Origin of the sequence: Paenibacillus sp. JNUCC32, assembly GCF_014863545.1 — a bacterium.
GTDB classification, from domain to species: Bacteria; Bacillota; Bacilli; order Paenibacillales; family Paenibacillaceae; genus Paenibacillus_AQ; species Paenibacillus_AQ lautus_A.
Genome location: NZ_CP062260.1, coordinates 4,535,284 through 4,559,347, shown reverse-complemented (window position 1 = coordinate 4,559,347; position 24,064 = coordinate 4,535,284). Strand labels below are relative to the sequence as shown.

At 46.7% G+C, this 24,064-nt stretch carries 18 protein-coding genes and 1 pseudogene; 14 read left to right on the top strand and 5 right to left on the bottom strand.

Annotation, left to right across the window (positions count from 1 at the left end):
- Positions 1–34 precede the first annotated feature (34 nt).
- The 6 genes from JNUCC32_RS20320 to JNUCC32_RS20295 all read left to right on the top strand — a co-directional run bounded on the left by JNUCC32_RS20320 (position 35) and on the right by JNUCC32_RS20295 (position 8,336).
- A complete protein-coding gene (locus JNUCC32_RS20320) occupies positions 35–2,299 on the top strand; it encodes a helix-turn-helix domain-containing protein (RefSeq protein WP_192569663.1) in 2,265 nt (754 codons plus the stop codon).
- Between the two features lie 224 nt (positions 2,300–2,523).
- A complete protein-coding gene (locus JNUCC32_RS20315; protein ID WP_009593427.1) occupies positions 2,524–3,519 on the top strand; it encodes an ABC transporter permease in 996 nt (331 codons plus the stop codon).
- A gap of 54 nt (positions 3,520–3,573) precedes the next feature.
- On the top strand, positions 3,574–4,473 hold the full coding sequence (locus JNUCC32_RS20310; RefSeq protein ID WP_012819147.1) for a carbohydrate ABC transporter permease: 900 nt from the start codon (positions 3,574–3,576) through the stop codon (positions 4,471–4,473).
- Between the two features lie 133 nt (positions 4,474–4,606).
- Entirely contained in the window at positions 4,607–6,313 is a 1,707-nt protein-coding gene (locus tag JNUCC32_RS20305; RefSeq protein WP_192569662.1) for an ABC transporter substrate-binding protein, read from the top strand.
- A 78-nt stretch (positions 6,314–6,391) separates the two neighbouring features.
- Positions 6,392–7,621 (top strand): alpha-L-fucosidase, encoded by a 1,230-nt coding sequence (locus JNUCC32_RS20300; RefSeq protein ID WP_192569661.1) that lies wholly within the window; start codon positions 6,392–6,394, stop codon positions 7,619–7,621.
- Between the two features lie 148 nt (positions 7,622–7,769).
- Positions 7,770–8,336 carry an SF0329 family protein gene (locus JNUCC32_RS20295; protein WP_192569660.1) on the top strand — a complete coding sequence of 189 codons (567 nt, stop codon included), beginning with the start codon at positions 7,770–7,772 and terminating at the stop codon, positions 8,334–8,336.
- 104 nt (positions 8,337–8,440) lie between these two features.
- Here the strand turns inward: JNUCC32_RS20295 and JNUCC32_RS20290 are convergent, their stop codons facing one another.
- Genes JNUCC32_RS20290 through JNUCC32_RS20280 form a run of 3 tightly spaced genes read right to left on the bottom strand, consistent with a single transcriptional unit; the run spans position 8,441 to position 11,006 of the window.
- Positions 8,441–8,626 (bottom strand): hypothetical protein, encoded by a 186-nt coding sequence (locus tag JNUCC32_RS20290; protein ID WP_192569659.1) that lies wholly within the window; start codon positions 8,624–8,626, stop codon positions 8,441–8,443.
- Positions 8,607–9,767: a hypothetical protein gene (locus JNUCC32_RS20285; protein WP_192569658.1), complete on the bottom strand. Its 1,161-nt coding sequence runs from the start codon at positions 9,765–9,767 to the stop codon at positions 8,607–8,609. Before JNUCC32_RS20285 ends, JNUCC32_RS20290 begins: the two co-directional genes overlap by 20 nt.
- A gap of 45 nt (positions 9,768–9,812) precedes the next feature.
- Positions 9,813–11,006, bottom strand: coding sequence for an MBOAT family O-acyltransferase (locus tag JNUCC32_RS20280; protein WP_192569657.1), 1,194 nt, complete (start codon positions 11,004–11,006; stop codon positions 9,813–9,815).
- A 541-nt stretch (positions 11,007–11,547) separates the two neighbouring features.
- Between JNUCC32_RS20280 and JNUCC32_RS20275 the strand changes: the two genes are divergently transcribed.
- Both JNUCC32_RS20275 and JNUCC32_RS20270 read left to right on the top strand, forming a co-directional pair.
- Complete coding sequence (locus JNUCC32_RS20275; protein WP_192569656.1) at positions 11,548–12,528, top strand: tRNA dihydrouridine synthase; 981 nt, start codon at positions 11,548–11,550, stop codon at positions 12,526–12,528.
- A gap of 217 nt (positions 12,529–12,745) precedes the next feature.
- Entirely contained in the window at positions 12,746–13,906 is a 1,161-nt protein-coding gene (locus JNUCC32_RS20270) for a cobalamin-independent methionine synthase II family protein (RefSeq protein ID WP_192569655.1), read from the top strand.
- Positions 13,907–14,196: 290 nt separating this feature from the next.
- Here JNUCC32_RS20270 and JNUCC32_RS20265 read toward each other — a convergent pair whose 3' ends face one another.
- Positions 14,197–15,369, bottom strand: a complete 1,173-nt coding sequence (locus JNUCC32_RS20265) for an MFS transporter (protein ID WP_192569654.1) — start codon at positions 15,367–15,369, stop codon at positions 14,197–14,199.
- A gap of 254 nt (positions 15,370–15,623) precedes the next feature.
- A pseudogene (locus tag JNUCC32_RS20260) lies at positions 15,624–16,108 on the bottom strand (nitroreductase family protein).
- A 189-nt stretch (positions 16,109–16,297) separates the two neighbouring features.
- Here JNUCC32_RS20260 and JNUCC32_RS20255 point away from each other — a divergent pair.
- From JNUCC32_RS20255 to JNUCC32_RS20230, 6 genes are all read left to right on the top strand, one after another.
- Positions 16,298–16,888: a TetR/AcrR family transcriptional regulator gene (locus JNUCC32_RS20255; RefSeq protein ID WP_192569653.1), complete on the top strand. Its 591-nt coding sequence runs from the start codon at positions 16,298–16,300 to the stop codon at positions 16,886–16,888.
- Positions 16,889–17,144: 256 nt separating this feature from the next.
- On the top strand, positions 17,145–17,954 hold the full coding sequence (locus JNUCC32_RS20250) for an AAA family ATPase (protein ID WP_192569652.1): 810 nt from the start codon (positions 17,145–17,147) through the stop codon (positions 17,952–17,954).
- Positions 17,955–18,173: 219 nt separating this feature from the next.
- Positions 18,174–19,352: a DUF4317 domain-containing protein gene (locus JNUCC32_RS20245; RefSeq protein ID WP_192569651.1), complete on the top strand. Its 1,179-nt coding sequence runs from the start codon at positions 18,174–18,176 to the stop codon at positions 19,350–19,352.
- 270 nt (positions 19,353–19,622) lie between these two features.
- Entirely contained in the window at positions 19,623–20,327 is a 705-nt protein-coding gene (locus JNUCC32_RS20240) for an ABC transporter ATP-binding protein (RefSeq protein WP_323373363.1), read from the top strand.
- Positions 20,327–22,654 carry an ABC transporter permease gene (locus tag JNUCC32_RS20235; RefSeq protein WP_192572705.1) on the top strand — a complete coding sequence of 776 codons (2,328 nt, stop codon included), beginning with the start codon at positions 20,327–20,329 and terminating at the stop codon, positions 22,652–22,654. The genes JNUCC32_RS20240 and JNUCC32_RS20235 overlap by 1 nt, the downstream gene beginning before the upstream one ends.
- A 651-nt stretch (positions 22,655–23,305) precedes the next feature.
- The gene (locus JNUCC32_RS20230) at positions 23,306–23,977 is read left to right on the top strand and encodes a hypothetical protein (protein WP_192569649.1); all 672 of its coding nucleotides are present in this window, start codon (positions 23,306–23,308) and stop codon (positions 23,975–23,977) included.
- The last annotated feature ends 87 nt before the right edge of the window (positions 23,978–24,064 follow it).

The following is a 24,064-nucleotide window of genomic DNA, read 5'->3' as shown; positions in this document are numbered from 1 at the left end:
AAAAATTTGTGAAAAAACGGTGGGAGGGTTGATCATGCAGAGATCCTGGTACAAGCGTCTATTGCTCTCCTATATGCCTATTTTTGTCATTGTGATTACCTTTATATTTTTTGTTTTCTTCCAGCTGTTCAGCGAACAGAGCCGACGGGAGGCGCTTAATGCCAATAAGTCGCTTTCCTTGCAAGCGATGCGCATGGTGGACACATCCCTGAAGGTGATCGACAATATGATCGTCCTCGAAAGCATCAACAGCAAGGCTTTGAATGATTTTTTCAAATCATCTGCCGTTGGCGATCCCTATATTAATATTCAAGCTGTTCAGAAGCTCAAGGAGATTATTAATTATTATCCCTTGATCGATTCGATTTATCTGGTGAGGAATTCGGACGGCTATGTGCTCAGCAATGCCACGAATGGATACGTAAGTACATATCCGGACCATGAATTTATTGAACAATATCAAGTATCGAAAACGCCGAAATGGACAGGCGCGAGAAATTTCGAACAATTTAAAATGAAGGGCGGCAAGCAGGTGGTCAGCCTGGTCAGAGGATCGCCTTACATGAAAAACGACTTAGGCATGATCGTTGTCAATGTGAGCACGGAATCCTTGAACAAGCTTACCGAAGAGATGCTGGATTCCAACATGAGCTTCATTCAGGTTCAGGATACCTCCGGAAATCATTTGTTCGGCACCAAAGCGGATCGTCCGCCATCCCAAGTCAATTCCCAGTATGTATCAAGCTATACGAATTGGAACTATGGAAGCGGTTTGTTGAACAATGGTTTTGTAAGCGCTGTCTCTTATCTCTATAATCTTTGGTTTATCATAGGTCTTGGCATGATTGCCATCGGTTTCTTATGGATGATTTATGTTTCCAGGCGAAATTCCAAGCCAATTGAGGAGATCGCTGCCCGTTTCAGCAGCTATTCGCTTCCGGTGGTGAGCAGTAGCCGACGTAAGGGGAAGCTGGATGAATTCGCATTTATCGAATCCGCCTTTGACAACATACTGGAACAATCCAAGGAATATCAGGAGAAATACCGGGAGGATCTCCATGTCAGGACCCGGTTTATGTTCCGCCAGCTGATCGAAGGGGACTCGCCTCTATCTGTATCCGAATGGAAGTCTGAAGCGGCTCGACTGAATTTGCCGCTGCCACTGGATCGATATCGTATGCTCATCCTGGAGATTGATAAGTACGGGGATTTCTGTCGGGATTATTCCAAGACCGATCAAGATCTGCTTAAATTCACTCTGCGGACGGTCGTGGATGAGATCGCTTCGAAATGGGACTGCCGGCTGTGGTCGGAATGGACATCACCTTCCAACCTGTCCATTATTCTGTTTGAAGAACGGGATCAGGACAAGTTCGAGGAGGCCGTACTGGTTCCGATTGCGGAACAAATCCTGGCATGGACGCACCAAAACTTGAAATTTACCATTACGATGGGAATGGGTCGGTCGACGGATCAGATTGGCGATATTCCGCAATCCTATAAAGATGCGATGCAAGCCTTAAAGTATAAAATCGTGCTCGGTGAGAATCGTTTGATCCGCAGCGAGGATATTTCGGGCCATGGCATTGTCGAGGTTTATACGCATTTAGGTGAGATTCGTGCAATCATCCAGTCCTTCAGAATGCAGAAGGAGCAGTGGAGCGAGGATTACGATCAATGGTTTGAACAGCTGAAGAACAGCTTCTTGACCAATGATGAAATATTCAGCCTGATGAATTATCTGGTTTATTACATCGGCCGCGAAATGTCGGGACTCGGCAAGGAAATTTACAACAAGTGGATACAGGAGGGATTGCCGAAGCTGACGGTTAAGGTAGATAATTCCCATTCCCTGGAACAGTTGAGACAGGAAATTAAACAAGTGCTGACGGAGCATTATGAACAGATGAAGCAGATTCATAATGACAATCAATACTCCAGCATCATTAGAAACATATGCGATTTAATTGAGCGTGACTATGCGAATCCGGATCTGTCCCTTGAAATGCTGGGCGATCGGTATCAGCTGAACGCCAAATATGTGAGCAAATTGTTTAAGGAAAATACCGGACAAAGGTTCGTTGATTTCCTGATTGATATCCGTATGAAGGAAGCGAAGCGGCTGCTGACGGAAACCGATTATTCCGTGCAGGAGATCGCAGAGCGGGTCGGATATGCTCATGCTATTTCGTTTACCCGTGTTTTCAAGAGGACGGCTGGAGTTACCCCGGGCGAATACAGGAATGACCGGAAGGCCAAGGAACGGGGAGAAAATGATTCAGCAGTAGAAAACGGTTAAGGCGGCGATCATGGATCGCTGCCTTTTTTGATTGAGAACGAACCCGTTGTTAAGGCGTTCCGTCCGCCTGGAATGAACCCTGATTCGCTTTCTATGAGGAGGCCCAGGCGAAAATGGTTAGTCGTTTTTATTTTTGTTTCTTGTTGCCGGATGACATTGTTGTGTACACTCGGTTTACATCGCAAGGACCTGAAAGTAGGAATGGACGAAAGGAGCTAACCCGCATGCCGAGACTGAACGCTAGGCTTCAAACCGAACCAAGCCTGGAACCGAAACCTCCCATAATATTGAAAGCGCTGCCAGAAGTGAAGAAAGGAAGGTCCAGAGGAAAACAAATTAAGCGTCATTGGCAGCTGTATCTCGTTCTCTTGTTACCCGTTCTTTATTTGATTATTTTCAAATACATACCGATGGCCGGTATTGTAATCGCATTCAAGAATTATAACGTCATCCAGGGAATCTGGGGCAGCGACTGGGTCGGGCTGAAATATTTTCGCCAGTTCTTCGATTCGCCGAACTTCTGGCTCTACATTAAGAATACGCTTGGCATTAGCTTCTACGGATTGATCGTAGGCTTTCCCGCACCGATCCTGCTGGCACTCGCGCTGAATGAAATCCGCAACGGCCTATTCAAGAAGACGGTACAGATGGTTTCATATGCCCCTTATTTCATATCTACGGTGATCATGGTTTCGATCATTATCGTCAACTTGACGCCAAATGTGGGGATGATCAGTAAATTTTTCGAGATGTTAGGTATGAGCAATACGAATTTTATGGGTATACCGGGCCTGTTTAAGTCCATTTACGTCTGGTCCGATGTTTGGCAATTTACAGGTTACGGAGCGATTATTTACATCGCAGCACTGTCCGGCGTTAACCCGGAGCTGTACGAATCAGCCAAGGTAGATGGCGCGTCCCGCATCCAGAAGATTCTGAACATCGATATACCAAGCCTTATTCCCGTATCGGTCATTCTGCTCATTCTCAATCTGGGCAACATCATGAAACTAGGATTTGAAAAAATATACCTGATGCAAAATCCGCTTAATTTAAGCACGTCGGAAGTCATATCCACTTATGTGTACAAGGTTGGTTTGCTGGGCTCCAGCTTCAGCTTCTCAACGGCGATCGGTCTCTTCAACTCGGTCATCAATCTTATTCTGCTGGTGTCCGTCAATTACATCGCCAGAAAGCTGTCGAACAGCAGCTTGTGGTAGGCCTGTTCTACGCAGCCAGTAAACAATAGCAACTTTGGAAAGAGAGGAGACCCTATGTTCAAAAAAGCCGCTATACGTGAATCGAAAGGCGACCGCCTATTCATGTTCTTGATCTATCTGTTCTTGACCCTGGTTCTTATTGCCGTAGCTGTACCATTAATCTACATCGTAAGCTCGTCCTTCAGCTCGCCTCAGGCGGTTACATCGGGGAAGGTTTGGCTGTTTCCCGTAGATTTTACGCTGGACGGCTACAAGGCGGTATTCAATAATCCGCAGATTGGCGTCGGCTATCTGAATTCCCTCTTTTATACCGTTGTCGGCACCCTCATCAATGTAACGCTCACGATTATGCTGGCTTATCCGCTGGCGAAGAAGTCGCTTTACGGCCGCAATTTCTTCATGGTTCTGCTGGTGATCACGATGATGTTCGAAGGAGGACTGATTCCTTATTACCTCGTCGTTAAGAATCTCCATCTGCTGGATACGCGGTGGGCCATGATTTTACCGGGGGCACTGGGGGTATTCCAGGTTATCGTTGCAAGGACGTTTTTCCAAACCACGATACCCGATGAATTGGCGGAAGCCGCGGAGCTGGACGGATGCAGTGACATCCGGTTCATATTCAGCATTGTCCTGCCGCTGTCCAAACCCATTATTGCGGTCATGACCTTGATGTATGCAGTCGGGCATTGGAATGCTTATTTTGATGCACTGATCTTCTTAAGGAGTCCTGACTTGTTCCCGCTTCAAATCATTCTCAGAAACATTCTAATTCTGAATTCAGTCGATGCTTCCATGATGGCGGATGTGAGCCAGATGCAGGCGCAGCAGGGGCTCAAGGATTTGCTGAAATATTCCTTGATCGTTGTTGCCAGCTTGCCTGTGCTTATCATATATCCTTTCGTCCAGAAACATTTTGTCAAAGGCGTCATGATCGGCTCGCTAAAGGGCTGATCATGACAGAGCGATAATGGTTTCAAGGAGGTGAGGCCGTACATTATTCAGATACGGCAAAAGCTGGTGGAGGCAAAAGCATAGGAAAGGGCCAAATGCCCGAAATACGGATGATAAACGGGGGGTATATTCGATGGAAAAGAGCATGAAGAAGAAAAACTGGCTAGGTATCATTAGCTGCCTAATGGCTTGCGTGCTGCTGCTTAGTGCCTGCGGCGGAACCAATTCCGGCAATCAGTCAAATGGCAAGACGGCCGACAACGGTGCTGCCAATGAAGATTTATTTAATGCCGTTGGTTCCTATCCGATCGTGAAGGAGCCGATGACCATTAAAATGTTCGCGCCTCAGTTTGCGTCAATCGAAAACATGGATACCAACCTATTTACCAAACATCTTGAAGAGAAGACGAACATCAATATCGCTTGGGACCTAGTACCTGAGAATGCTTTGAACGACCGCAAGCAGCTCATGCTGGCCGGTGGCGATTATCCTGAAGTCATTCTCCAAGCGAATTTGACCAAGGAAGAGCAGATGAAGTATGGGTCGCAGGGCGTGTTTATCCCTCTGAATGATTTGATAGACCAATATGCACCCAATATCAAGAAAGCGATGGAGGATATCCCTTACATGAAAGCCTCCATCACGACTCCGGACGGCAACATCTATGCATTGCCGCAGGTCAATGAATGCTACCATTGTGACAATGCGCTCAAAATGTGGATCAATAAAAAATGGCTCGATCAAGTGGGACTGCCTGTTCCAACGACCACTGACGAATTTTATACTGTGCTGAAAGCGTTCAAAGAGAAGGATCCGAACGGCAACGGCAAACAAGATGAAATCCCGCTGACAGGCTCGGATGAAATGTGGGCAGGCAACGTCTCCGCCTTCCTGATGAACTCGTTTATCCTTGATGACTACGTCGACAAGGGTTCGGGTACGTTCCTCCGCGTCATGGATGGCAAAGTTGATTTTACGGCAAACAAAGAAGAGTGGAAGCAAGGCCTTCTTTATCTGAATCAATTGTACAAAGAGGGATTAATTGATCCCGCAGCCTTTACCCAGAATGCCGATGCGGTTCAGCAAATGGCCAACCGGGAACCGGACAATATTATGGGTACGTTATCAACTGCTTTAATCAGTTATGCTTACAGCATGGATGATAAGGCGCCGCGTCATAAAGATTATGTTGCCCTGCCGCCGCTGAAAGGCCCGAATGGTGTGCAGCAGACGCTGAATTTTGCGGGAATCGGTGTCTCGCAATTTGCGATTACGAATAAAGCGACGAAAGAGCAGCAGATTGCCGCCATCCGGTTAGCGGATTATCTGTATACGGAAGAAGCGATCGTGTTGCAGGAATATGGCCCTGAAGGCAAAGGTTGGAAGAAAGCTGAATCCGGAGAAAAGGGTATGGATGGAAAGCAGGCTAAATATACGGCTATTCCTATCCCCGACAAAAAGCCGACGCATAATGACGGTTGGGAGCAGATCGGTCCATCACTGAGAACCTACGCTTATCGTGCGTCCTGGACAGCTCCTCAGGATCCGCTCGCTCCCGATGGATACGGTACCCGTCTGAATAAAGTCTCCGAGGAATATGAACCGTATCAATCCAAGGAGCAATATCCATCGGGATTGTTCATAGCGCTTGAAGATGCCGAGCTCGTAGCTCAGATCAAGACAACGCTTGTCGACTACGTGAAATCCAATATGGCCCAGTTTATTACAGGCTCCAAAGATATTAACAAAGAATGGGATGCATATGTGAAAGGGCTGGATGGCATGCAGCTGAACCAGTACCTGGAAATCTATCAAAAGGCATTGGATGCCGGAAAATAATGCTGAATCGGTTCCCTGCGCACGGGTCTCCCTTGCGCAGGGGATCATCATTTTCATAGAAAGCAGGTGTATGATTCAATGAATGAACTTGCAAAGCCATCTCCGCAGCAGCTGGCATGGCAGGATATGGAGCTGGGTATGTTCTGCCATTTCGGTATGAATACGTTTTGCGATCAGGAATGGGGAGACGGAACGGATTCGGCGGAGCTCTTCAATCCGGAGCAGTTTGATGCACGGCAGTGGGCCAGAACTGCAAAACGCGCCGGCTTCAAATATCTGGTATTGACCGCAAAGCATCATGACGGGTTCTGTCTGTGGCCGACGAAAACGACCGATTACTCCGTGAAGTCCAGTCCATGGAGGGGCGGCAAAGGGGATGTCGTCCGGGAAGTTGCCGATGCCTGCAGAGAGGAAGGACTTCAGTTCGGGTTGTATTTGTCCCCCTGGGACCGACATGAACCTTGCTATCCCGATAAAGAGGCGTATGACGATTTCTACGCGGAGCAATTAACCGAGCTTCTGACCGGGTATGGACCCCTGGTCGAAGTATGGTTCGACGGAGCCGGCTCCCAAGGCAGGGAATACGATTGGAATAGAATCATCGGTTTGATTGATAAATACCAGCCGGATGCCATGGTCTTTAATATGGGGCGCCCAACGATTCGCTGGGTAGGGAATGAAGACGGCGTTGCGCCTTATCCCTGCTGGAATACGGCCACCACAGCGAGGGAGAGCATGTTCACCAGTGACATGATGACCTGGATGGAAGGAACCCCGGCCTGGGTACCGGCCGAATGCGATGTTCCGATACGCAAACGTCACTGGTTCTGGCATCCTGACGATGAAGCAAGCTTAAGAAGCCTGGAGGACGTGCTGGATATTTATTACCGTTCGGTCGGCCATGGCGCTACGCTGCTGTTGAATATATCTCCGGACAACCGCGGGCTGCTGCCTGAAGTGGATGTGGAGCGTGTCGTCGAATTCGGAGATGAAATCCGCCGCAGATTCGGGCAGCCGGTTGGCCAAACGAGTGGAGAAGGAACCGAGCTGCTTCTGAAGCTGGAGCATATTCAGTCCGTCAATCACGCAATCATCATGGAAGACATTGCTCATGGGGAGCGTGTGCGTGAATACGTGCTCGAAGCATTCAGCCATGGCGAATGGAAGGAGCTTGTACGTGGAAGTGCGATCGGGCATAAAAAAATTGACCGTTTCGACACCGTCGAAACCGATCAATTGCGGGTTCGTATTCTTTCCAGCGTGGAGCAGCCTTTGATCCGCAATTTAGCTGCATATCACGTGGAATGAAATTAGTAAAACCAAGAACAGACTGCCACGGCAGTCTGTTTTTGTTATTTAATGTTATGGGTTGTTTTTTGGCAGGGGTTTATTCATACTGAAAAAGATGTGCAGATTGATCCCGCGCCCCTCAGGGTTTGAAAACATAGGAGGAACCATGTCCTGGAGCAAATTGAAGCAACAGCTGGAGAGTTTTCTCAGTCCTGCATTAGCCGGAAGAGTTGAATATCGCGCAACCGGTTATCGTTATTTACCTGATAAAGCAGGGCTTTGTTATATATCGGTAGATAAAAAGAACGTACTCCATATGAGTGATAAAACCAACTCCATAAGGTGGTATCAGACGGAGCTGGAAATCAAGAATGATCCCCATATCCAAATTCCGATCAGCAACGATGAATTGGAAGCCGTCAGAAAGGAAACCAAAGGGACCGTTCCAGAAGATCGTCTCAACGTCATTGCAAGAAATAGAAAAGTATCGGTCCTCGCAAAAGAGCTTTTGTCAGCACAGACTGCATTAAGTAAATCCAATTTTGTCGCTACAGCGAATAAGTTCTTATCTACTTCTATAGAAGAAAGCATGGAGAGCGATGATATCTTATTGAATATTCTAGCTTTGGTAGACAGACGCGTCGGCAAAAAGCGGATTGTAAACATGGCAGATAGGATGAAGCTAAAACATCCGATTGTGCAATATTTTTATGAACTGCGGCGCCGTGCGTGATGAGCATGAATAATTGTCGTTACTCGCTTTCGATAAATATCAAAAGGCGGTAGATAAAGATCAGCTTGGGTCCAAACGCAAATATGTAGGATGTTCATGTACATTTAGAAGTTCATATAAATAAATTCCTGCGTTTCTCCGGAAAAGAACAAAATACCAAGTACGATGGCGATCAGGACGATGGCTCCGCCAAGTGCCACTCCCACCATGATCAGTGCCCTTCCGACATGATGAGTGAGGCTGCGGGCTTTCGTTTCGGCCGATGTGGTGCTATGGGGCTGTGATTCCATTATCTTTCATCCTCATATACAAGATTTCGCCAAACATGTTATTCCCTTTGTCGATAAGATGGGCTGAGTCGCGATAATATTCATGCGGGATTGTATTGTTCTCCTCTTGATTAAATTCGATATAGGGGTATCCTCTCGACTCTACCAGCTTCTGATAAGCGCCCATCGCTTCGGTATATTCGCTCCAATTGAAAAGCTTCTTGTTGGCAATATGCTCTTTATCCAGCGGAGCCGAATAGAACACGGCTTTCTTATGATGCTCCTGCAGCAGTTCAAGCGTTTTTTCAATCATGAACAACCCGAAGCTGTGATCTTGATTAAAAGGCTTACTCCACCGATAAAGCTCTGCATAGTGCTTGTCGATGCCTTCCTGTTGAGCGTCATTCATTTTGTCATAAGCGGTATACATCGGCGTATAGCTTTCTTCTATCCCTTTTCTTTCATTTTCGTTCTTGTGGACTTCCTGGCGGATTTTCTCCATCGGCGTACGAGTCCTGAACAGACGGTAGCTGATCGCGTCGCGATCATGATAGAGGGCCCACTTATTCAGAAAATGGGACGTTACCCAATTGTGGGCGTTGCTTGGGAGCGATTCGCGGTTTTTGTCCGGGAAATCAACCAGCCAGCTGCGCGGGATAGGTTGACCCAGCTTCTCCACCAGCGACGGATAGACGACAACGTTCGGATCATTATCCGAGACAACGACGATCCCATAATTGATCTCATAGACGACAAAATCAATCTCATCAATCATCGAGGCGAGCAGGGAGTAAGTCTCCGTAAATCTTCCGCCGGAAATCCCCAGGTTGATCACGCGGCTGTCTTTCAAATGAGCTTGAAGGACGCCGGCCGAGGTATTCTCCCCCTTTTGCACGGTCGTGCCGAAGACCGTGGAGGGCCCGAACATGCCGATCACCTTTGTGCCGTCATCCGGATGCTCCTTCAAGTATTCGACCCATAACGGCGTAAAGACAATGGCATCGTATGTCGGAACGCGAAGCTCTTTTTCCGCATGCGTCACGACTTCTTGTCTCATTTGATCGACCACTTGATCGGCTTCAATGCTCAATCCAAGCAATCCGACCAAGGCGAAGGAGATCAGCATGACGGACACGGTTTTATTCAAAACTAATTTACGCAAGATATCTTACACTTCCATTTCCATCCATATTCGACAATCGGTAACTTATCGCATACCAAGCAGCCGGAGCATTAAATCCCATCCGTCTGCGATCGGCAATATGAAAAATACGCGGCTGATCGTTACACCGAAGAACGTGATCAACATCGCGACGGTGACCGTTACCGGCTTCAGCCATTTCGGAACAGGCTTTAATGCAGGCTTTAGCTGCTTCACATAATAGCGATGAATGCACAGCATCACGCCATGGAACATGCCCCAAATGACGAAATTCCAGGCGGCTCCGTGCCAGAGGCCGGAGACAGTCATCGTCGCCATCAGATTGAAATAGACCCGGGGAGCAGGAACACGGCTTCCCCCGAGGGGAAAATAAACATAGCGGGTCAGCCATGAACCGAGGGAAATGTGCCAACGGTTCCAGAACTCGGCTATGCTGCGGGCCAAATAAGGGAAGCGGAAGTTCTCCGGGATGACAATGCCGAACAAGCGAGCTGTCCCGATGGCAATGTCTGAATAGCCAGAAAAATCAAAATAGATGACGAACGTATAGGCGACAAGCGAAATCCAGAGTCTGGCGGTATCTGCCTCAGCTATGCCGGATGCTGAGTAGACGGGCTGCGCCAGCATATCAATGGATCCGGCGAGGACGAGCTTTTTGAAAAGGCCACACCCGATTCGGGCGACTCCGATCAGCATGTGGTCCAAGTGAAATCTCGATGTTAGCTGCGGATGAAACATCTGAAATTGCTTAATTGGGCCCGCCACCATCGACGGGAAGAAGAAAATGAACGACAACAGACCTTCCGGCCGATGCTCCGGCAGCGTTCCGCGTTTGCGTTCAACCAAGTAATGAATCAGCTCGAACGTAAAGTAGGAAATGCCGAGCGGGAGCACAATCTGCTCTGCCTTAGGCAAGAAGGGCTGATGAACAAAAGCAAATAGATTATGTAGCGTATCCAGCATCATATTCGTGTACTTGAAATAACCAAGGACCAGAATGGCGGTAACGATACCTGCGGGATAAATCCATCGCCTGCTCCATTTCGCTGCAGATTTCACGACAATAATCGCGATGATAACTTCCGCAAGCAACAGGAACAGGTAAGCACCTGCATAATTGTAGTAAAATGCGACGCCTGAGGCGAAGAGCACCCAAGGTCTGAGACGATGCGGCATGAGGTGATACGTGACAACAGCCACGAACACGAACAGCCAATAAAACCAATCCGTATACATCATAATTTTCCGTATCCACCATCCGAGTTGCCAAAAATACGTATCTCTTAAAGCACTTATCCATATTACAGTATCCATCAGTTGAAACGTATGGGAATTTTATGAATATATTTATTTTTAAGTGGTTATCGAATCCAAAAACCGATTCAAGTTCATGCCCCTTAGGGGAAGCACATAGAATAGACGATCATCATTCTACCAAAGTTGCAACTGGCTGTTCTAAAGCATCATGGAGGGGGAGCGGTCATGGCAATCGAACCCTAATCATCAGTGCGGGACGGCTTTTTAGTTCGTTGCCAACGGAACCGGACGAAATTAAAGCCCTTGTTCTAGCGATCGCCCCTCCTTTTTTCGAATTTATGGGGAGTATGCTCCTCTCTGGATTATGATATAGTCATTGAAGTGTCTGCGATATAACATAAACTGCCGTTTGATTAAGCTGCTTAAACATGCTATAAGTGAAGGAAAAGCAAGGACCTGAACAGGTTGTATTTACTATTTCGGGATAAAGATTTGTCCTGGTATGTATAGAGGAGTTTTTAATATGAAAGACAATTTTTGGCGTGATTTACCACGGCCTTTCTTTATACTGGCGCCCATGGAAGATGTGACGGATGTTGTGTTTCGCCATGTCGTAAGCGAAGCAGCCAGACCGGATGTGTTTTTTACGGAGTTTGCGAATACCGAGAGCTATTGCCACCCGGATGGGAACCACAGTGTGCGCGGACGTTTGACTTTTACAGAGGATGAACAGCCGATGGTAGCCCATATCTGGGGAGATAAGCCGGAATACTTTCGTCAGATGAGTATCGGCATGGCGAAGGAAGGGTTTAAAGGCATCGATATTAATATGGGTTGTCCTGTAGCGAATGTAGCGGAGAATGGGAAGGGAAGCGGGCTGATCTGCCGTCCCGACATTGCAGCGGACATTATCCAGGCGGCCAAAGCCGGGGGATTGCCCGTCAGTGTAAAAACAAGGCTCGGTTTCACCGCGGTAGACGAATGGCGCGACTGGTTGACCCATATTTTGAAGCAAGACATTGTGAATCTGTCCATTCATCTGCGGACAAGAGAGGAAATGAGCAAGGTCGACGCGCATTGGGAACTGATTCCGGAGATTAAGAAGCTTCGCGATGAGGTGGCGCCCGATACACTGCTGACCATTAACGGGGATATTCCTGACCGTCAGACCGGCCTGAAGCTCGCTGAACAATACGGTGTGGATGGCATTATGATCGGGCGCGGGATTTTCCATAATCCATTCGCTTTTGAGAAGGAGCCGAAGGATCATAGCAGTGCGGAATTGCTTGGTCTGCTGCGGCTGCATCTGGATCTTCATGATCAATATTCGGCACAGATGCGGCGCTCCTTCAGCGCACTTGTCCGCTTCTTCAAAATCTATGTCCGTGGATTCCGAGGGGCAAGCGAACTCCGAAATCACTTAATGAACGCAAAGTCAACAAGTGAAGTACGTGCGCTGCTCGATGAGTTTGGAAGCAAGCATTCTGATGAGGCAGATGAATGAGGAAATTAAATGGACAGGCTGGAGAACACCAGCGCTTCAGGAGAACAAATAACACTTTTGGAAGACATGGCCGACTTGGCTGTGTTTTTTCTTTTGGACAATCTCAGCCGTCATGCTTGCTATAGCTTTTAGCTATAACTAGTTATGAGATTTTGGTATGCCTTATAACTCTGCTCGTCGTGATATGATATCGCTATACAACGAGGGGGTTATGTACATGACTGACAAGTTCCAGATCGTAGGAAGTTTGTTGCGGCCCGAAGAGCTGCTGAAATATAAAACGCAAATTGAACATCGTGATGATATCCAGTATCCGTTCTATGAAAATTTCGAAGGGTATGCCGAGTGCGAGACCGAGGCGATCAAACAGGTCGTGAAAAAGGAAATCGAGCATAACCTGTCGGTTGTTACGGACGGCGAATTCTCCAAATCGATGTGGCATCTGGATTTTGTATGGGGCTTTGACGGAGCCCAGCGTTATATCGCGGACCATGGCTACTTTTTCCGGGATGTGGACGGAACCTCGAAATATGAAACACGCAAAGATATCGGCCTGCGCATTACAGGCAAACTGAGCGGAAAGAATCATCATTTCATTAAGTTGTTCAAACAGCTGCAAGAAACGGCTGGCGATCAGCCAACGAAGCTTTGCGTACCGTCTCCTTCCCATATCTATGGTGAACTTTCCTGGTCGGATAACATTGGCGGCACGGATGCGGTTTATCAGAACAAACAAGAGCTCAAGGCGGGCCTTGTGAGCGCGTATAAGGAATTCGTGGAGGAATTCGCTGCGGCAGGCGGCAAAATTCTTCAGTTCGATGATTGCTTGTGGGAGCTGTTTGCAGACGACAACCCGAACTCTCCGTTTACAGGGGAGCATATTAATCAAGCAGAGGTTCAGGGTCTCGCCACCGAATTTATTGAGATTAACAATACGGTGATTGACTTCGGTCATAGCCTCGGCTTGAAAATGTGGACACACAACTGCCGCGGGAACTATGATTCCCGCAACATGGGCGGTGGATCTTATGCGAAAATCGCCAACCTGTTCCTGAAGCAATTGAAATATGATCGCTTTTTCCTGGAATGGGATGATGATCGTGCGGGTTCGATTGAAGCACTGGAGGTATTCAAGGACAGACCGGAAACGGAGATTGTTCTGGGCCTGCTGTCTTCCAAAACCAATACGCTGGATGATGAAGCACGCGTCATCCGTCTGCTTGACGAAGCATCCAAAATCATTGATAAGGATCGTCTGCTGCTCTCGCATCAATGCGGCTTTGCATCCTGCGATGGCGGGAACGAGCTAAGCGAAGCAGAGCAATGGGCAAAAATCGATCAAGGTCAACGGATTGCCAAGCAATACTGGGGTAGCTAGACAATACAACGAGATATTAATATAAACGGCGACCTTCTCCCGGAATTCAATCAGGGGAGAGGTCGCCGTATTTTTTTGGATGGTCCCTAGTTGTTCAATGTGATCAAACGATCATTTCTGGTCTGCATGAGTCATACCTCCAATTATATTCTGAGCAGGATGATTTTGTTGCGTCTCACAAATGGGGTGCAGTTCATTTGAGGACTGTTTTTTGTTAAGAATGGATAAGATCCGAAAGATCAACTTAGTGAGCAGAGTCCTTTATCAAATATTCCATGTTTAGCATACCGTTAATCCGCTGTCTGCACCGCCGAATGCCGTGATGCCATGCTGGACAATACAAACACGGCAATGATGGCCATGAGAACGCCGAATACCCCGAACCAGGTAATGGATGCCAAAGAAACACGGTTAACGATCAGCCCGCCGATTCCTGCGCCAACAGCCATGGCAAGTTGCATCATGGAACTGTTCAAGCTTAGCATGACGCCCGAGGATTCAGGAACAAGCGAGACCAGGTTAAATTGCTGCGCCGGAGCGGATGACCAGGCGGCAAAAGACCAGAGGATCAAAATGGCGAATACGGCAATGATCGACTGTCCGACTAAGGATAGCAAAATCAACGAAATGACATGAAGCACCATCCCTGAAACGAGCGTGAATATAATGCCCCGTTTATCCGCGCTGTAGCCGCCGACTTTCGAGCCAATCAAACTGGCAATGCCGAACACGAACAGAGCTGCGCTAATCAATGATTCATTTAAATGAGTCACCTCTAGCAGAAAAGGGGAGATGTAAGTATAGGCGAGGGAATATCCGCCCAACCAGAAAAAAGTAATCGCTAAAGCAACCAAAACCTGAGGTTTTTTTAACAAAGCAAATTGTTTAATCAAAGGGACAGGCTTGTCGCCCTGCAAACGTGGAAAAACCGCAGAAATGACAAGCATGGCGATAACCCCGACAATTGCGATGGCCAGAAATACCGCTTTCCAGCCAAAAGCCGAGGCTACCATTCTGCCGAGTGGGACGCCGATGATGAGCGATGCGGTAATGCCCATGGTAACGTTGGCGATGGCGCTGGCTTGCTTGCCTGGCGGAGCGATTTTGGCGGCGATACTGAGCGCGTTAACGGTGACCACCCCGGCGCCTAACGCCGTAATGATTCTGGCGGCAATGAAGAGACCGAAGCCGGACAATATAAATGTCAGCAGATTTGCGATAATAAAGAGGCCCAGCGAATAAAGTAAAAGCTTACGCCGGTCCATTTTGGCCGTCAGCGCCATTAAAATAGGTGTGCCGACCGCATAGGCCAGGGAATAAACCGTAATGAGCTGGCCTGCTGCCGCAACACTTGTTCCCATCGTCTCTGCGATCCGGTCCAATACCCCCGAAATGATGTAATTGGATGTTCCAACTAAAAAGCTGACCAAGGCTAGAACGTAAACCTTCCATGTGCTATTCATAATTCACTCTCCTGATGTGTTTAAATAACGATGTTTTGAAAATATTGAAATAAAAATATAAACCACAATTTATGCATATATCAGCATATACTCATATTTAGGCAGGATCTCCATCAAACATAATCTGCGCCTTCGCCAAATCGAATCTAGCACCATCCAGCTAATATAGCTGTACGACGCCTTGTTAGAATCTGATGCGTAGAACCTGTAAAATACCTTAGCTCGCCGTTGATTATGCGGGTGCCACAATTTTGTTATTCCTTAGGCATTTCGTTAAAGAAAGCTACATCATCGACTGCCAGCCTCACCGTCGGATGACCGGGCTTCGCCTCCTTGCCGATGGCGATCAGCATAATCGGAACGTAGCGTTCCACGAACGATTTTGCCGTCTTTGCAGACATGTAACCCGCATCGACCGCCTTTCCGTAAATTTTCTCGGCCAATTTATATCACTCCAAATCTCCGAGTACCGCAATGACAGCCGAAGCCTCGACCAATTGCTGTTGATTGAATGCGATCGGAAGCAGCTTCTGCTTCAGCGCCGGCGAATCGATAACGAGAAACCGCCACGGCTGCAGGTTAGCGGCTGATGGGGCCAGCGTGGCTTGCCTCAATATCTCGGTCAATTCCTCCCGCGAAATCTTGATCTCGGGATCATAGCTACGAACCGACCGACGTTTCCGAATAACATCAAAAAAAGTTGGTGCTCCATCGTTAGTGACGGTTGTGAAACCGACATGGTTCTCTCCTCCTTTTGGAAAAGCGGTATTCTGCATTTTGTTTCAATACAACATTAGTTGTTTGAACAACACCTGTTGTATTTATATGTTATGATAACAACAGAATGGTACGCAATCATCAATAACCATAAACCGTTGTATAGGCAACACTACTTCTATAATGTCGTTTTATTGGGGAGATCAAAACCATGACAATTAAAAAAAATGAAGCTGATCCTCGTGTGATACGTACACGGCGACTCCTTCAGGACGCTTTTGCTTCGTTAATTCAAGAAAAAGACTTTGAATCGATAACCGTTAGGGATATTGCAGAGCGGGCTACTGTTAACAGAGCGACTTTTTATGCGCACTTTGTAGATAAATTCGAAATTCTAGAGGCCAGACTAATGGAATCCTTTATGACAATCATAAATCGTAGAATAAGCGGTCACGAAGTATTAAATGAAGAAACCATTCAGAGTATTTTTCTGGGGGTATGCGATTTTCACAAGAGTCTAAGCACTATGTGCAAAAGAAGGTATACATCGCTTGGGGCTGTATTCGAAATTCAAATAAAGGAAAAAATTCAAACGATACTTCTTTCCTTTATAGACAAAGACAAGATGCTGTCGAGTCCAAACGCGCAATTCTTAATAAATACAGCTACTAACATGTTAAGTTGGGGGATGTATGGGGCGGCCTACGCTTGGAACAAAGAGGGGCATCTAATAAGTGCGGAATCATTCGTTAAACAGACTATGCCCTTAGTGATGAACGGAGCTAAAGAATTGCTAGGATAGGTCCTGTCGCTATTGCTCTATCCTGCGGAAGAAACAAGATGCAATGCGGACAATTTGCGAATCCTTATTCAGGAGCGAGGGCTTGTACCGACCGTTTGAGGGCGTACCGGAATCATGAGTTTGAGGCGATTCGTCTGACGGCACTGGATATTTGGACCGTTCTTGAATAGAAAGATCGGATGGTTGCATCCATAGAATGGCCAGGTACGAATATCAAACTTGAATCATTTTCATTTTCCGAGAGGGGAGCGAGACGATGCTATATTTAAGTAACTTCAAACTCTCTTCTACCATTTCCAGCAACCCGAATATATATCCCGATCATGTGTTCAGGCACATGGCAGGGGAAGTTCTGCTGTTTGATCGAATCACGGTATTATACGGCAGTAACGGCTCCGGCAAGTCCACCTTGCTGAATCTGATCGCCAACAAATTGGGTATCGCGGGCGCTGAGCGAATGACAAGCTATGGTCACAACGCTTACGCGCAGCGGTTTATCGAGGAAAGCAGCTATCAACTCGGGCATGATGATCAGGAGCGTCCCCTATATAAGCTTCCCGACGGGAGCCGGTACATCAAGTCGGAGGATCTGTTGTATGAAATCAAGAAAATACAGCAGGAAAGCGTGCTTCGCGAAGGGCTGCTGCATGAGCAGCTCGTTCAGGGAAAGAGCAAGGCCGAGGTAGAAGAGCTGGAGCAGTCGTATGAATTCAAGAAGAAGATGGACATCATTCAATTCGCTCAGGAGAAGTATTCGAACGGGGAAAGCTCGATGCAGTTTTTTGAGGAATATTTGCTTCCCGGGAAACTTTATTTATTGGATGAACCGGAAACGTCGCTTTCTCCGGCGAATCAAATCAAGCTGGCCGAGCAAATGAACGATTTGGCGCGTTATTTTGACAGTCAGTTTATTATTGCTACGCATTCTCCCTTTGTCCTGGGTACGCTTCATGCGAAGATCTACAATCTCGATGCCAAGATGTTGCAAACGGCCGAATGGTTTGAGCTGGACCATGTACGATTCTTTTATCGATTTTTCCATAAACATCAAAGATTGTTTGAATGAATATGTTCAAGTATCAGAAGAGGTATCCTTCGAGTAAGGATATCTCTTTTTGGTATGGGGCTCCCACTAGGAAATGACTCGACTCAGGTATTTAAATATGCCACAATAAAAGATCAGGGCCACAGGGAAACAATGCAAGCCAAGATCACTTACCAATTTGCGTTCCAATAATTTATACTAATTAAGCCAGATTATATTGAAGGAGCTGCCGAATCGGATATGAACAAAAAAGAAGTCGCCAATATACGCAAGCAATTTAAGCTGGATCACGATTTAATGAATATTTACGATATTCTCAATGTCTATATTACGAAGGAAACGAATGAAATCTATCACTGGGAGCGCCTGCCGTTCGAGCTGGTGGACCGGGAGAAGCAAGAGTTATACATGGGAAATTTCAAAAAACTGCTGACCGGCGAGCTGGATCAAAAATTGTTCGAATTGAGGTTCCAGGAAGCAGCGGAGGAACCGGCGCAGGTCATGCTTCACCAAGCGCTCGTGTCGGGTGATCCGGAAGAATGGCAGGACTTGATGCTGATGCTGGTGGATCGAATGCTGAAGGATGCCCAATATGAGCGGGATATGGTGGTCACGTTCGTTCGGGGACAGTATTATTTGCCGACCAAGGCGAGAAACGATGAAGCGGAAGAGAGCGAGAAGAATGAGGTGTTCGCCCATCCGTTCATTTTATGCAGCGTGAATTCTACGGAGAAACAACGGAAGACGCTCTTATTCGATTATGTGGAGCGGGAGTTCAAGTACAACGTCATTGTAGATCCGATTATCAAGTTAAGCGCGCCAGAGCAAGGATTCCTGTACCCTAGCGTGACGGACAATTATTCCGATGTGAATCGTATATTGTATTGTACGGGAAAATCGAATTTTCCGGATCCGCATTTTGTCGAGCAGGTCTTGAACGGAGAACGATCCGTGACGGCACTTGAAGAGCGGGCGATCTTCGAGGATATCGTCAAGGAAGTGGCCGGCGAACAGCTCGATTCAGCCACCATTGCCCAGGTGTACGAGGAAATCAACCGGGTGATCGAAATGAACGAAGAGACGAAGGAGGAAGAACCTCCGAAGCTGGATTATAAAGATCTGGAGCGCGTACTGAACGCAAGCGGCGTAGAGGACGTGACGACCGAGAAGGTGGAGCGGGCATTCGAAACCATCGTGGACAACAAGAACTATGAGATGAAAGCAACCAGCGTAATGCCGAAGTATACTACCAAATCCATCAAGATCGAAACCAAGGTAGCTACGATTTCGGTGAGCCCGCAGGATTTAAGATATGTCAAACAGGTTAATTTCCAAGGCAAACGCAACATCATGATTGAAGTCGACGAAGATGTCGCGATTGAAGGTTTTACGCTGGCTTCAGAAACGCTTTTAAGTTAAATCAGTTCCATTTTAGACAAGATCAGGTATCGTACGCAGGAACAGACCGCTATCCCACAGTTGGATGGCGGTCTTTTTGTTTTTCTTCCTTTTGGAAAATTGCGTCCGGAGTCAGTCATCGCGTTCCCTTTGCAGTCGCTAAAGCGAAATCCTTCCTGAGGCTGATGATGGAATACATCGCGTGTCGGGTGTCTCTTGTACTGTAAGGTGTAATGATGAGATTAAACGCATCAAGGCCAACTGAAAATCCAATACGGGGAGATGTACGAAGTGACAACGTTAATCGAATTCAAAAAGGTAACCAAGGCCTATCCAATCGGCGAAGTGACGATTCAAGCCCTTGCGGGCGTTGACTTCTCCATATTAGAGGGGGAATTCGTCGTGATCCTAGGGGCTAGCGGGGCAGGGAAAAGCACGATTTTGAACATTCTCGGCGGGATGGATACGGCAACCTCGGGACAAGTGTTTGTTGGAGATCAAGAGATTACGGGATGGAGCGAGAAGAGATTAACCGAATACCGCGGCGAGCAGGTTGGCTTCGTATTTCAATTCTATAACCTGATTCCGAATTTGAATGCGCTGGAGAACGTGGAATTTGCGACAGAGGTATGTAAGGACCATCTGGATGCACGAGATATTTTACATAAGGTTGGACTATCGGATCGTTTGAAGAACTTCCCTTCCCAGCTCTCTGGCGGCGAACAGCAAAGAGTTGCGATCGCAAGAGCGGTTGCCAAGAATCCCGCGCTGCTCCTCTGCGACGAACCCACCGGTGCTCTGGATTATGTGACAGGAAAGTCGGTCTTAAAGCTTCTTCAAGATTTGAACCAGGAAACGAAGACATGCGTCGTGCTGGTCACCCATAACTCGGCCATCGCGCCGATGGCGGATAAAGTGATCCGCGTCAAGAGCGGGAAGATCGAGAGCATCACGATCAATGAGCACAAACAAAGCGTTGAAGGGATCGAGTGGTGATGAAGATTTTAGCGTTAAAATTATTAAGGGACATGAAACAGTCGGTAGGACAATTCATAGCCATAGTTTTGGTCATCGCGGTGGGAGCTTTTTTCTACACGGGGCTGGTCACCTTGAGCGACAATCTTAGCGGCTATACGAAGGGGTATTTTCAAGAACATAATCTAAGCGACTTGAACGTCTATTACAGTCAAATTTCCGCAGAGGATGTGGCGGATTTACAAAGCATTGATGGCATTCAACATATCGAAGGGCGTTATACCGTCCAGGCCGAACAGGCTTTTGAGGATGATAAGGCTTCATTAACGGTGCATTCGATCCCCGTACCTAATACAATCAACACGTCCAGGATGATGGAGGGCAGGATGCCAGCAGGGCCGAATGAGATCCTGTTGGACTCCCACTATGCCGAAGCGCATCATTACCGTGTTGGTAATTCCATCCTCCTCCGTGTGAATGACAAGGACATGACGTTCACGATCAGCGGCTTGAATGAGAATGTCGAGCATGCCAAGAAGAACGAAACCCAGGACCACCAAGCTTATGGAATCGCTTATATCCCCGAAGAGACCATTCCTGAAATCGCTGGCGGCATGTTCTACAATGAGATCCTGATTGATGCCAAGGACGGTTACGACATGGACCAGTTAGGCCAGGCCATTGAAGCACATTCCCAGTCACTCCCTTATATAAGCCAGGTTAGCAAAGAACGGACCTTCAACCATTCCCAGACCCAGCAAACGATTCATAATAACAAGCTGATGAGCAGGGTGATCCCGATCGTTCTCTTTTTGATTGAAGCGGTGATCCTGTTTCTGATCATGTCGAGGATTATCGATTCCCAGCGAAACCAAGTGGGCATTATGAAAGCTTTAGGGGTGAAAAAAAGAAGCATCATGCTGCATTACATGGGTTACGCCGTGCTGGCAGGCGTCATCGGCTCCATCTTGGGTTATGCCATCGCCGCCGCCCTGTTCATTCCACTCATTACGACGTCGATTGGAAGATCCTACTCCCTGCCTGACCTGACGTTCACCCTTTCGTTCTTTACGCTCCTACCTCCAATGATTTGCTCCAGTGCGTTTGGCATGTTGTCCTGCTATTTCAGCGGCAGAGCGATCTTGCAAGAACGTGCTGCGCAGGCGATGCGTCCGAAACCGCCCAAGAAGATGAAGAAGCTGCTCATCGAGAACATTCCAGGGATGTGGAGTCGGCTGTCCTACAGCAACAAGATCATTCTAAGAAATATCTTCTTGAATAAACAAAAAGCATTCGCGAGCTCCGTTGGCGTTGTGGTCAGTACGGTTTTGTTGATCACGGCTTTCGGCACGCAGACGGCCCTGCTCAAGGTAGCTGGCCAGATCGAAGAGGTAAATACGTATGATTTACGAGTCGATTATGCGATCGGATCGTTCCCGGATAGGGCAACACTGCCGTCCGGCATTGCAGACCATTATGGGTTGTCCACCTACCCTGTGGAACTCATCCAAGGGGAAAACAAAGAAAACGCTACGCTCGTGGTAACGGAGCAGGATAATGAGCTGATTCGCTTTTATGATGAACAAGGCAATCGGCTATCGTTAGAAGATCATGGCGTGTTGGTACCGAAATCTTACGCGGATCAGTATCATATTGCTGAAGGGGATACGATCCAGCTTCAATTCACCGCACCGGAGCTTAACCAAACCATCGTCGATATGAAGGTTCTGGATATCTCCACACAATACTCGAATCCGTCGTTCTACAGTACACCGAACTATATGAAGAGTTTGGGTATCGACTATGATCCATCCTCGCTGTTAGTGAGCGTCTATAGCGCTGCCGATCTGGCGGGCGTTCGCAGCTTCTTCGAACAGGACCCGCAGGTGGAGGCCATTGCGGACAAGGATGATCTCAAGAAATCAGCGCAGTATATGCTGAAGCAAAACAGCTTTATCTTCATCATGTTTATCATCTGTGCCGTCATTCTGTCCTTCGGTGCCATCTACACGATCTCTTCCATCAACATTTATGAAAGGAACCGTGAGCTTGCCACCCTGAAGGTCTTAGGCTATCCCAAACGTAAAATCAACCGGCTAATCTTCTCTGAGAACATGCTGCTAACCGCTTTTGCGGTCATTGTCGCCCTGCCGATCAGCGGTTATGTCTATTCCATCATCATCCAGGCGCTTTCGAGTACGCATCAGCAAATTCCGGATCAATTAAACCTTGTGATTATGCTGGCATCGGTTGTGCTGGCGTTCATCCTGACCCTCCTCTCCAACCTCATGCTTCGAAAAAAAGTGACGCGGATTCATATGATTGAATCGTTGAAGGGTGTGGAGTGAAATGGATGCCCGCAAGCACCGAGTACTATAGGCCGCTAAAATATCGGTTGTTAGATATAAAATGAGGGGATTGTGAGTGACACCATGACATAAGAAAGCGCCACGCCTTTTTCATGAGACGTGGCGCTTTTTATAAATCTAGCGGCGATGCGTTGACATCCCTAATAATCATCGCTTTAGTAGATATAACTACTTGGGGTGTAGTCGCATGTCTAACAGCAAAGAGAACTTATGAGGAATTAACCATCAACTACACTCATTTACACACCAGCTGCGGTTAGCCTTTGGACATTAAAATGAGCTTTGTTTCTCGTCATCTTCTTTATACAAAAGATTCATTTTCTTCTCCATTAAACACAAACCAAACTCCTCTGTCCTCGATGGGTAGCATAGCCTCCTATCTGATTTGATTCAATGCAGATTGGGGTGCTTCATTCATAGCCGGCTATTTCAATAAAATAAAATAATAAAGAGAGACACCAAACGTACCTCTTGTAATTGGTGTTATCAATAATAGATGGATAATATAGAAAAATATAGGAAGAGTATAATGGATTATTCGTCAATAGCAAAGGAACCGCGTATCTTATCCAGAGAATTAACATATAACATGTCTGGTAATTACGTCTAAACGAGAGGTGATTCATATATATGGTGTTTAGCAGTAATAACTCTAAAAAAATCCAAAAGGGTTTGTGTATCGGTATAATCGTTGTTGGTTTATCAACAATCATTGCTTGTAGTCCTAAAGAAATAAAAGAAACAGAGTTAATAACTGATTATAATCGGCATTTGATTGGAAAAGAAACAAGTGGCGATTATATGATATATCGAAACGGGGTTTATATTGATTCTAATGGAGTCGAGTACTCACCAGAGGAATTAAAGAATAGAACACGAAATGGTCTTCCTGAGAACCGGATTATCACAAAGATAATGGAAGAAAATTTTATGCCTCCCTCAATTTTTGAGTTAGAAACAAAAGAAAAAAACGGAGTATTTATTTCCCCTGAGATAATTACTGTAAATGGTTCATTAAACGTCTTAACAGATACTAATGGATCGGGGTGGGAACTAAAAGCGGGTGACTCTGTAGAATATGAATTTGAAAAGTATAAATCGGAGGTAGTCGAAAATCAAAATATATTAATTGGTTACGTTAGAGACGGCGTTCTATATCCATCGCAAAAATTCGATCAATTAAAGGGGAATTACAATTTAACTATTGAGGAATCAGGGCAATATTACTTTTACATAATAAATGCAAGTTCTGATACGATTGCCTTGAAAGAGGGAATTTTAAGGCTGACAAAAAATAACTGATTTTTTTATTATTGATTCTACAAGGGCATTATTTTACTACCAGCATAGAAAGAAAGTGCCCTGCGCTTTGAATCCAAAGGAATAACG

Coding starts and splice junctions, on each gene's coding strand:
- JNUCC32_RS20320 (WP_192569663.1), top strand. CDS start 35: ATGCAGAGATCCTGGTACAAGCGTCTATTGCTCTCCTATATGCCTATT.
- JNUCC32_RS20315 (WP_009593427.1), top strand. CDS start 2,524: ATGCCGAGACTGAACGCTAGGCTTCAAACCGAACCAAGCCTGGAACCG.
- JNUCC32_RS20310 (WP_012819147.1), top strand. CDS start 3,574: ATGTTCAAAAAAGCCGCTATACGTGAATCGAAAGGCGACCGCCTATTC.
- JNUCC32_RS20305 (WP_192569662.1), top strand. CDS start 4,607: ATGGAAAAGAGCATGAAGAAGAAAAACTGGCTAGGTATCATTAGCTGC.
- JNUCC32_RS20300 (WP_192569661.1), top strand. CDS start 6,392: ATGAATGAACTTGCAAAGCCATCTCCGCAGCAGCTGGCATGGCAGGAT.
- JNUCC32_RS20295 (WP_192569660.1), top strand. CDS start 7,770: ATGTCCTGGAGCAAATTGAAGCAACAGCTGGAGAGTTTTCTCAGTCCT.
- JNUCC32_RS20290 (WP_192569659.1), bottom strand. CDS start 8,626: ATGGAATCACAGCCCCATAGCACCACATCGGCCGAAACGAAAGCCCGC.
- JNUCC32_RS20280 (WP_192569657.1), bottom strand. CDS start 11,006: ATGATGTATACGGATTGGTTTTATTGGCTGTTCGTGTTCGTGGCTGTT.
- JNUCC32_RS20275 (WP_192569656.1), top strand. CDS start 11,548: ATGAAAGACAATTTTTGGCGTGATTTACCACGGCCTTTCTTTATACTG.
- JNUCC32_RS20270 (WP_192569655.1), top strand. CDS start 12,746: ATGACTGACAAGTTCCAGATCGTAGGAAGTTTGTTGCGGCCCGAAGAG.
- JNUCC32_RS20265 (WP_192569654.1), bottom strand. CDS start 15,369: ATGAATAGCACATGGAAGGTTTACGTTCTAGCCTTGGTCAGCTTTTTA.
- JNUCC32_RS20255 (WP_192569653.1), top strand. CDS start 16,298: ATGACAATTAAAAAAAATGAAGCTGATCCTCGTGTGATACGTACACGG.
- JNUCC32_RS20250 (WP_192569652.1), top strand. CDS start 17,145: ATGCTATATTTAAGTAACTTCAAACTCTCTTCTACCATTTCCAGCAAC.
- JNUCC32_RS20245 (WP_192569651.1), top strand. CDS start 18,174: ATGAACAAAAAAGAAGTCGCCAATATACGCAAGCAATTTAAGCTGGAT.
- JNUCC32_RS20235 (WP_192572705.1), top strand. CDS start 20,327: ATGAAGATTTTAGCGTTAAAATTATTAAGGGACATGAAACAGTCGGTA.
- JNUCC32_RS20230 (WP_192569649.1), top strand. CDS start 23,306: ATGGTGTTTAGCAGTAATAACTCTAAAAAAATCCAAAAGGGTTTGTGT.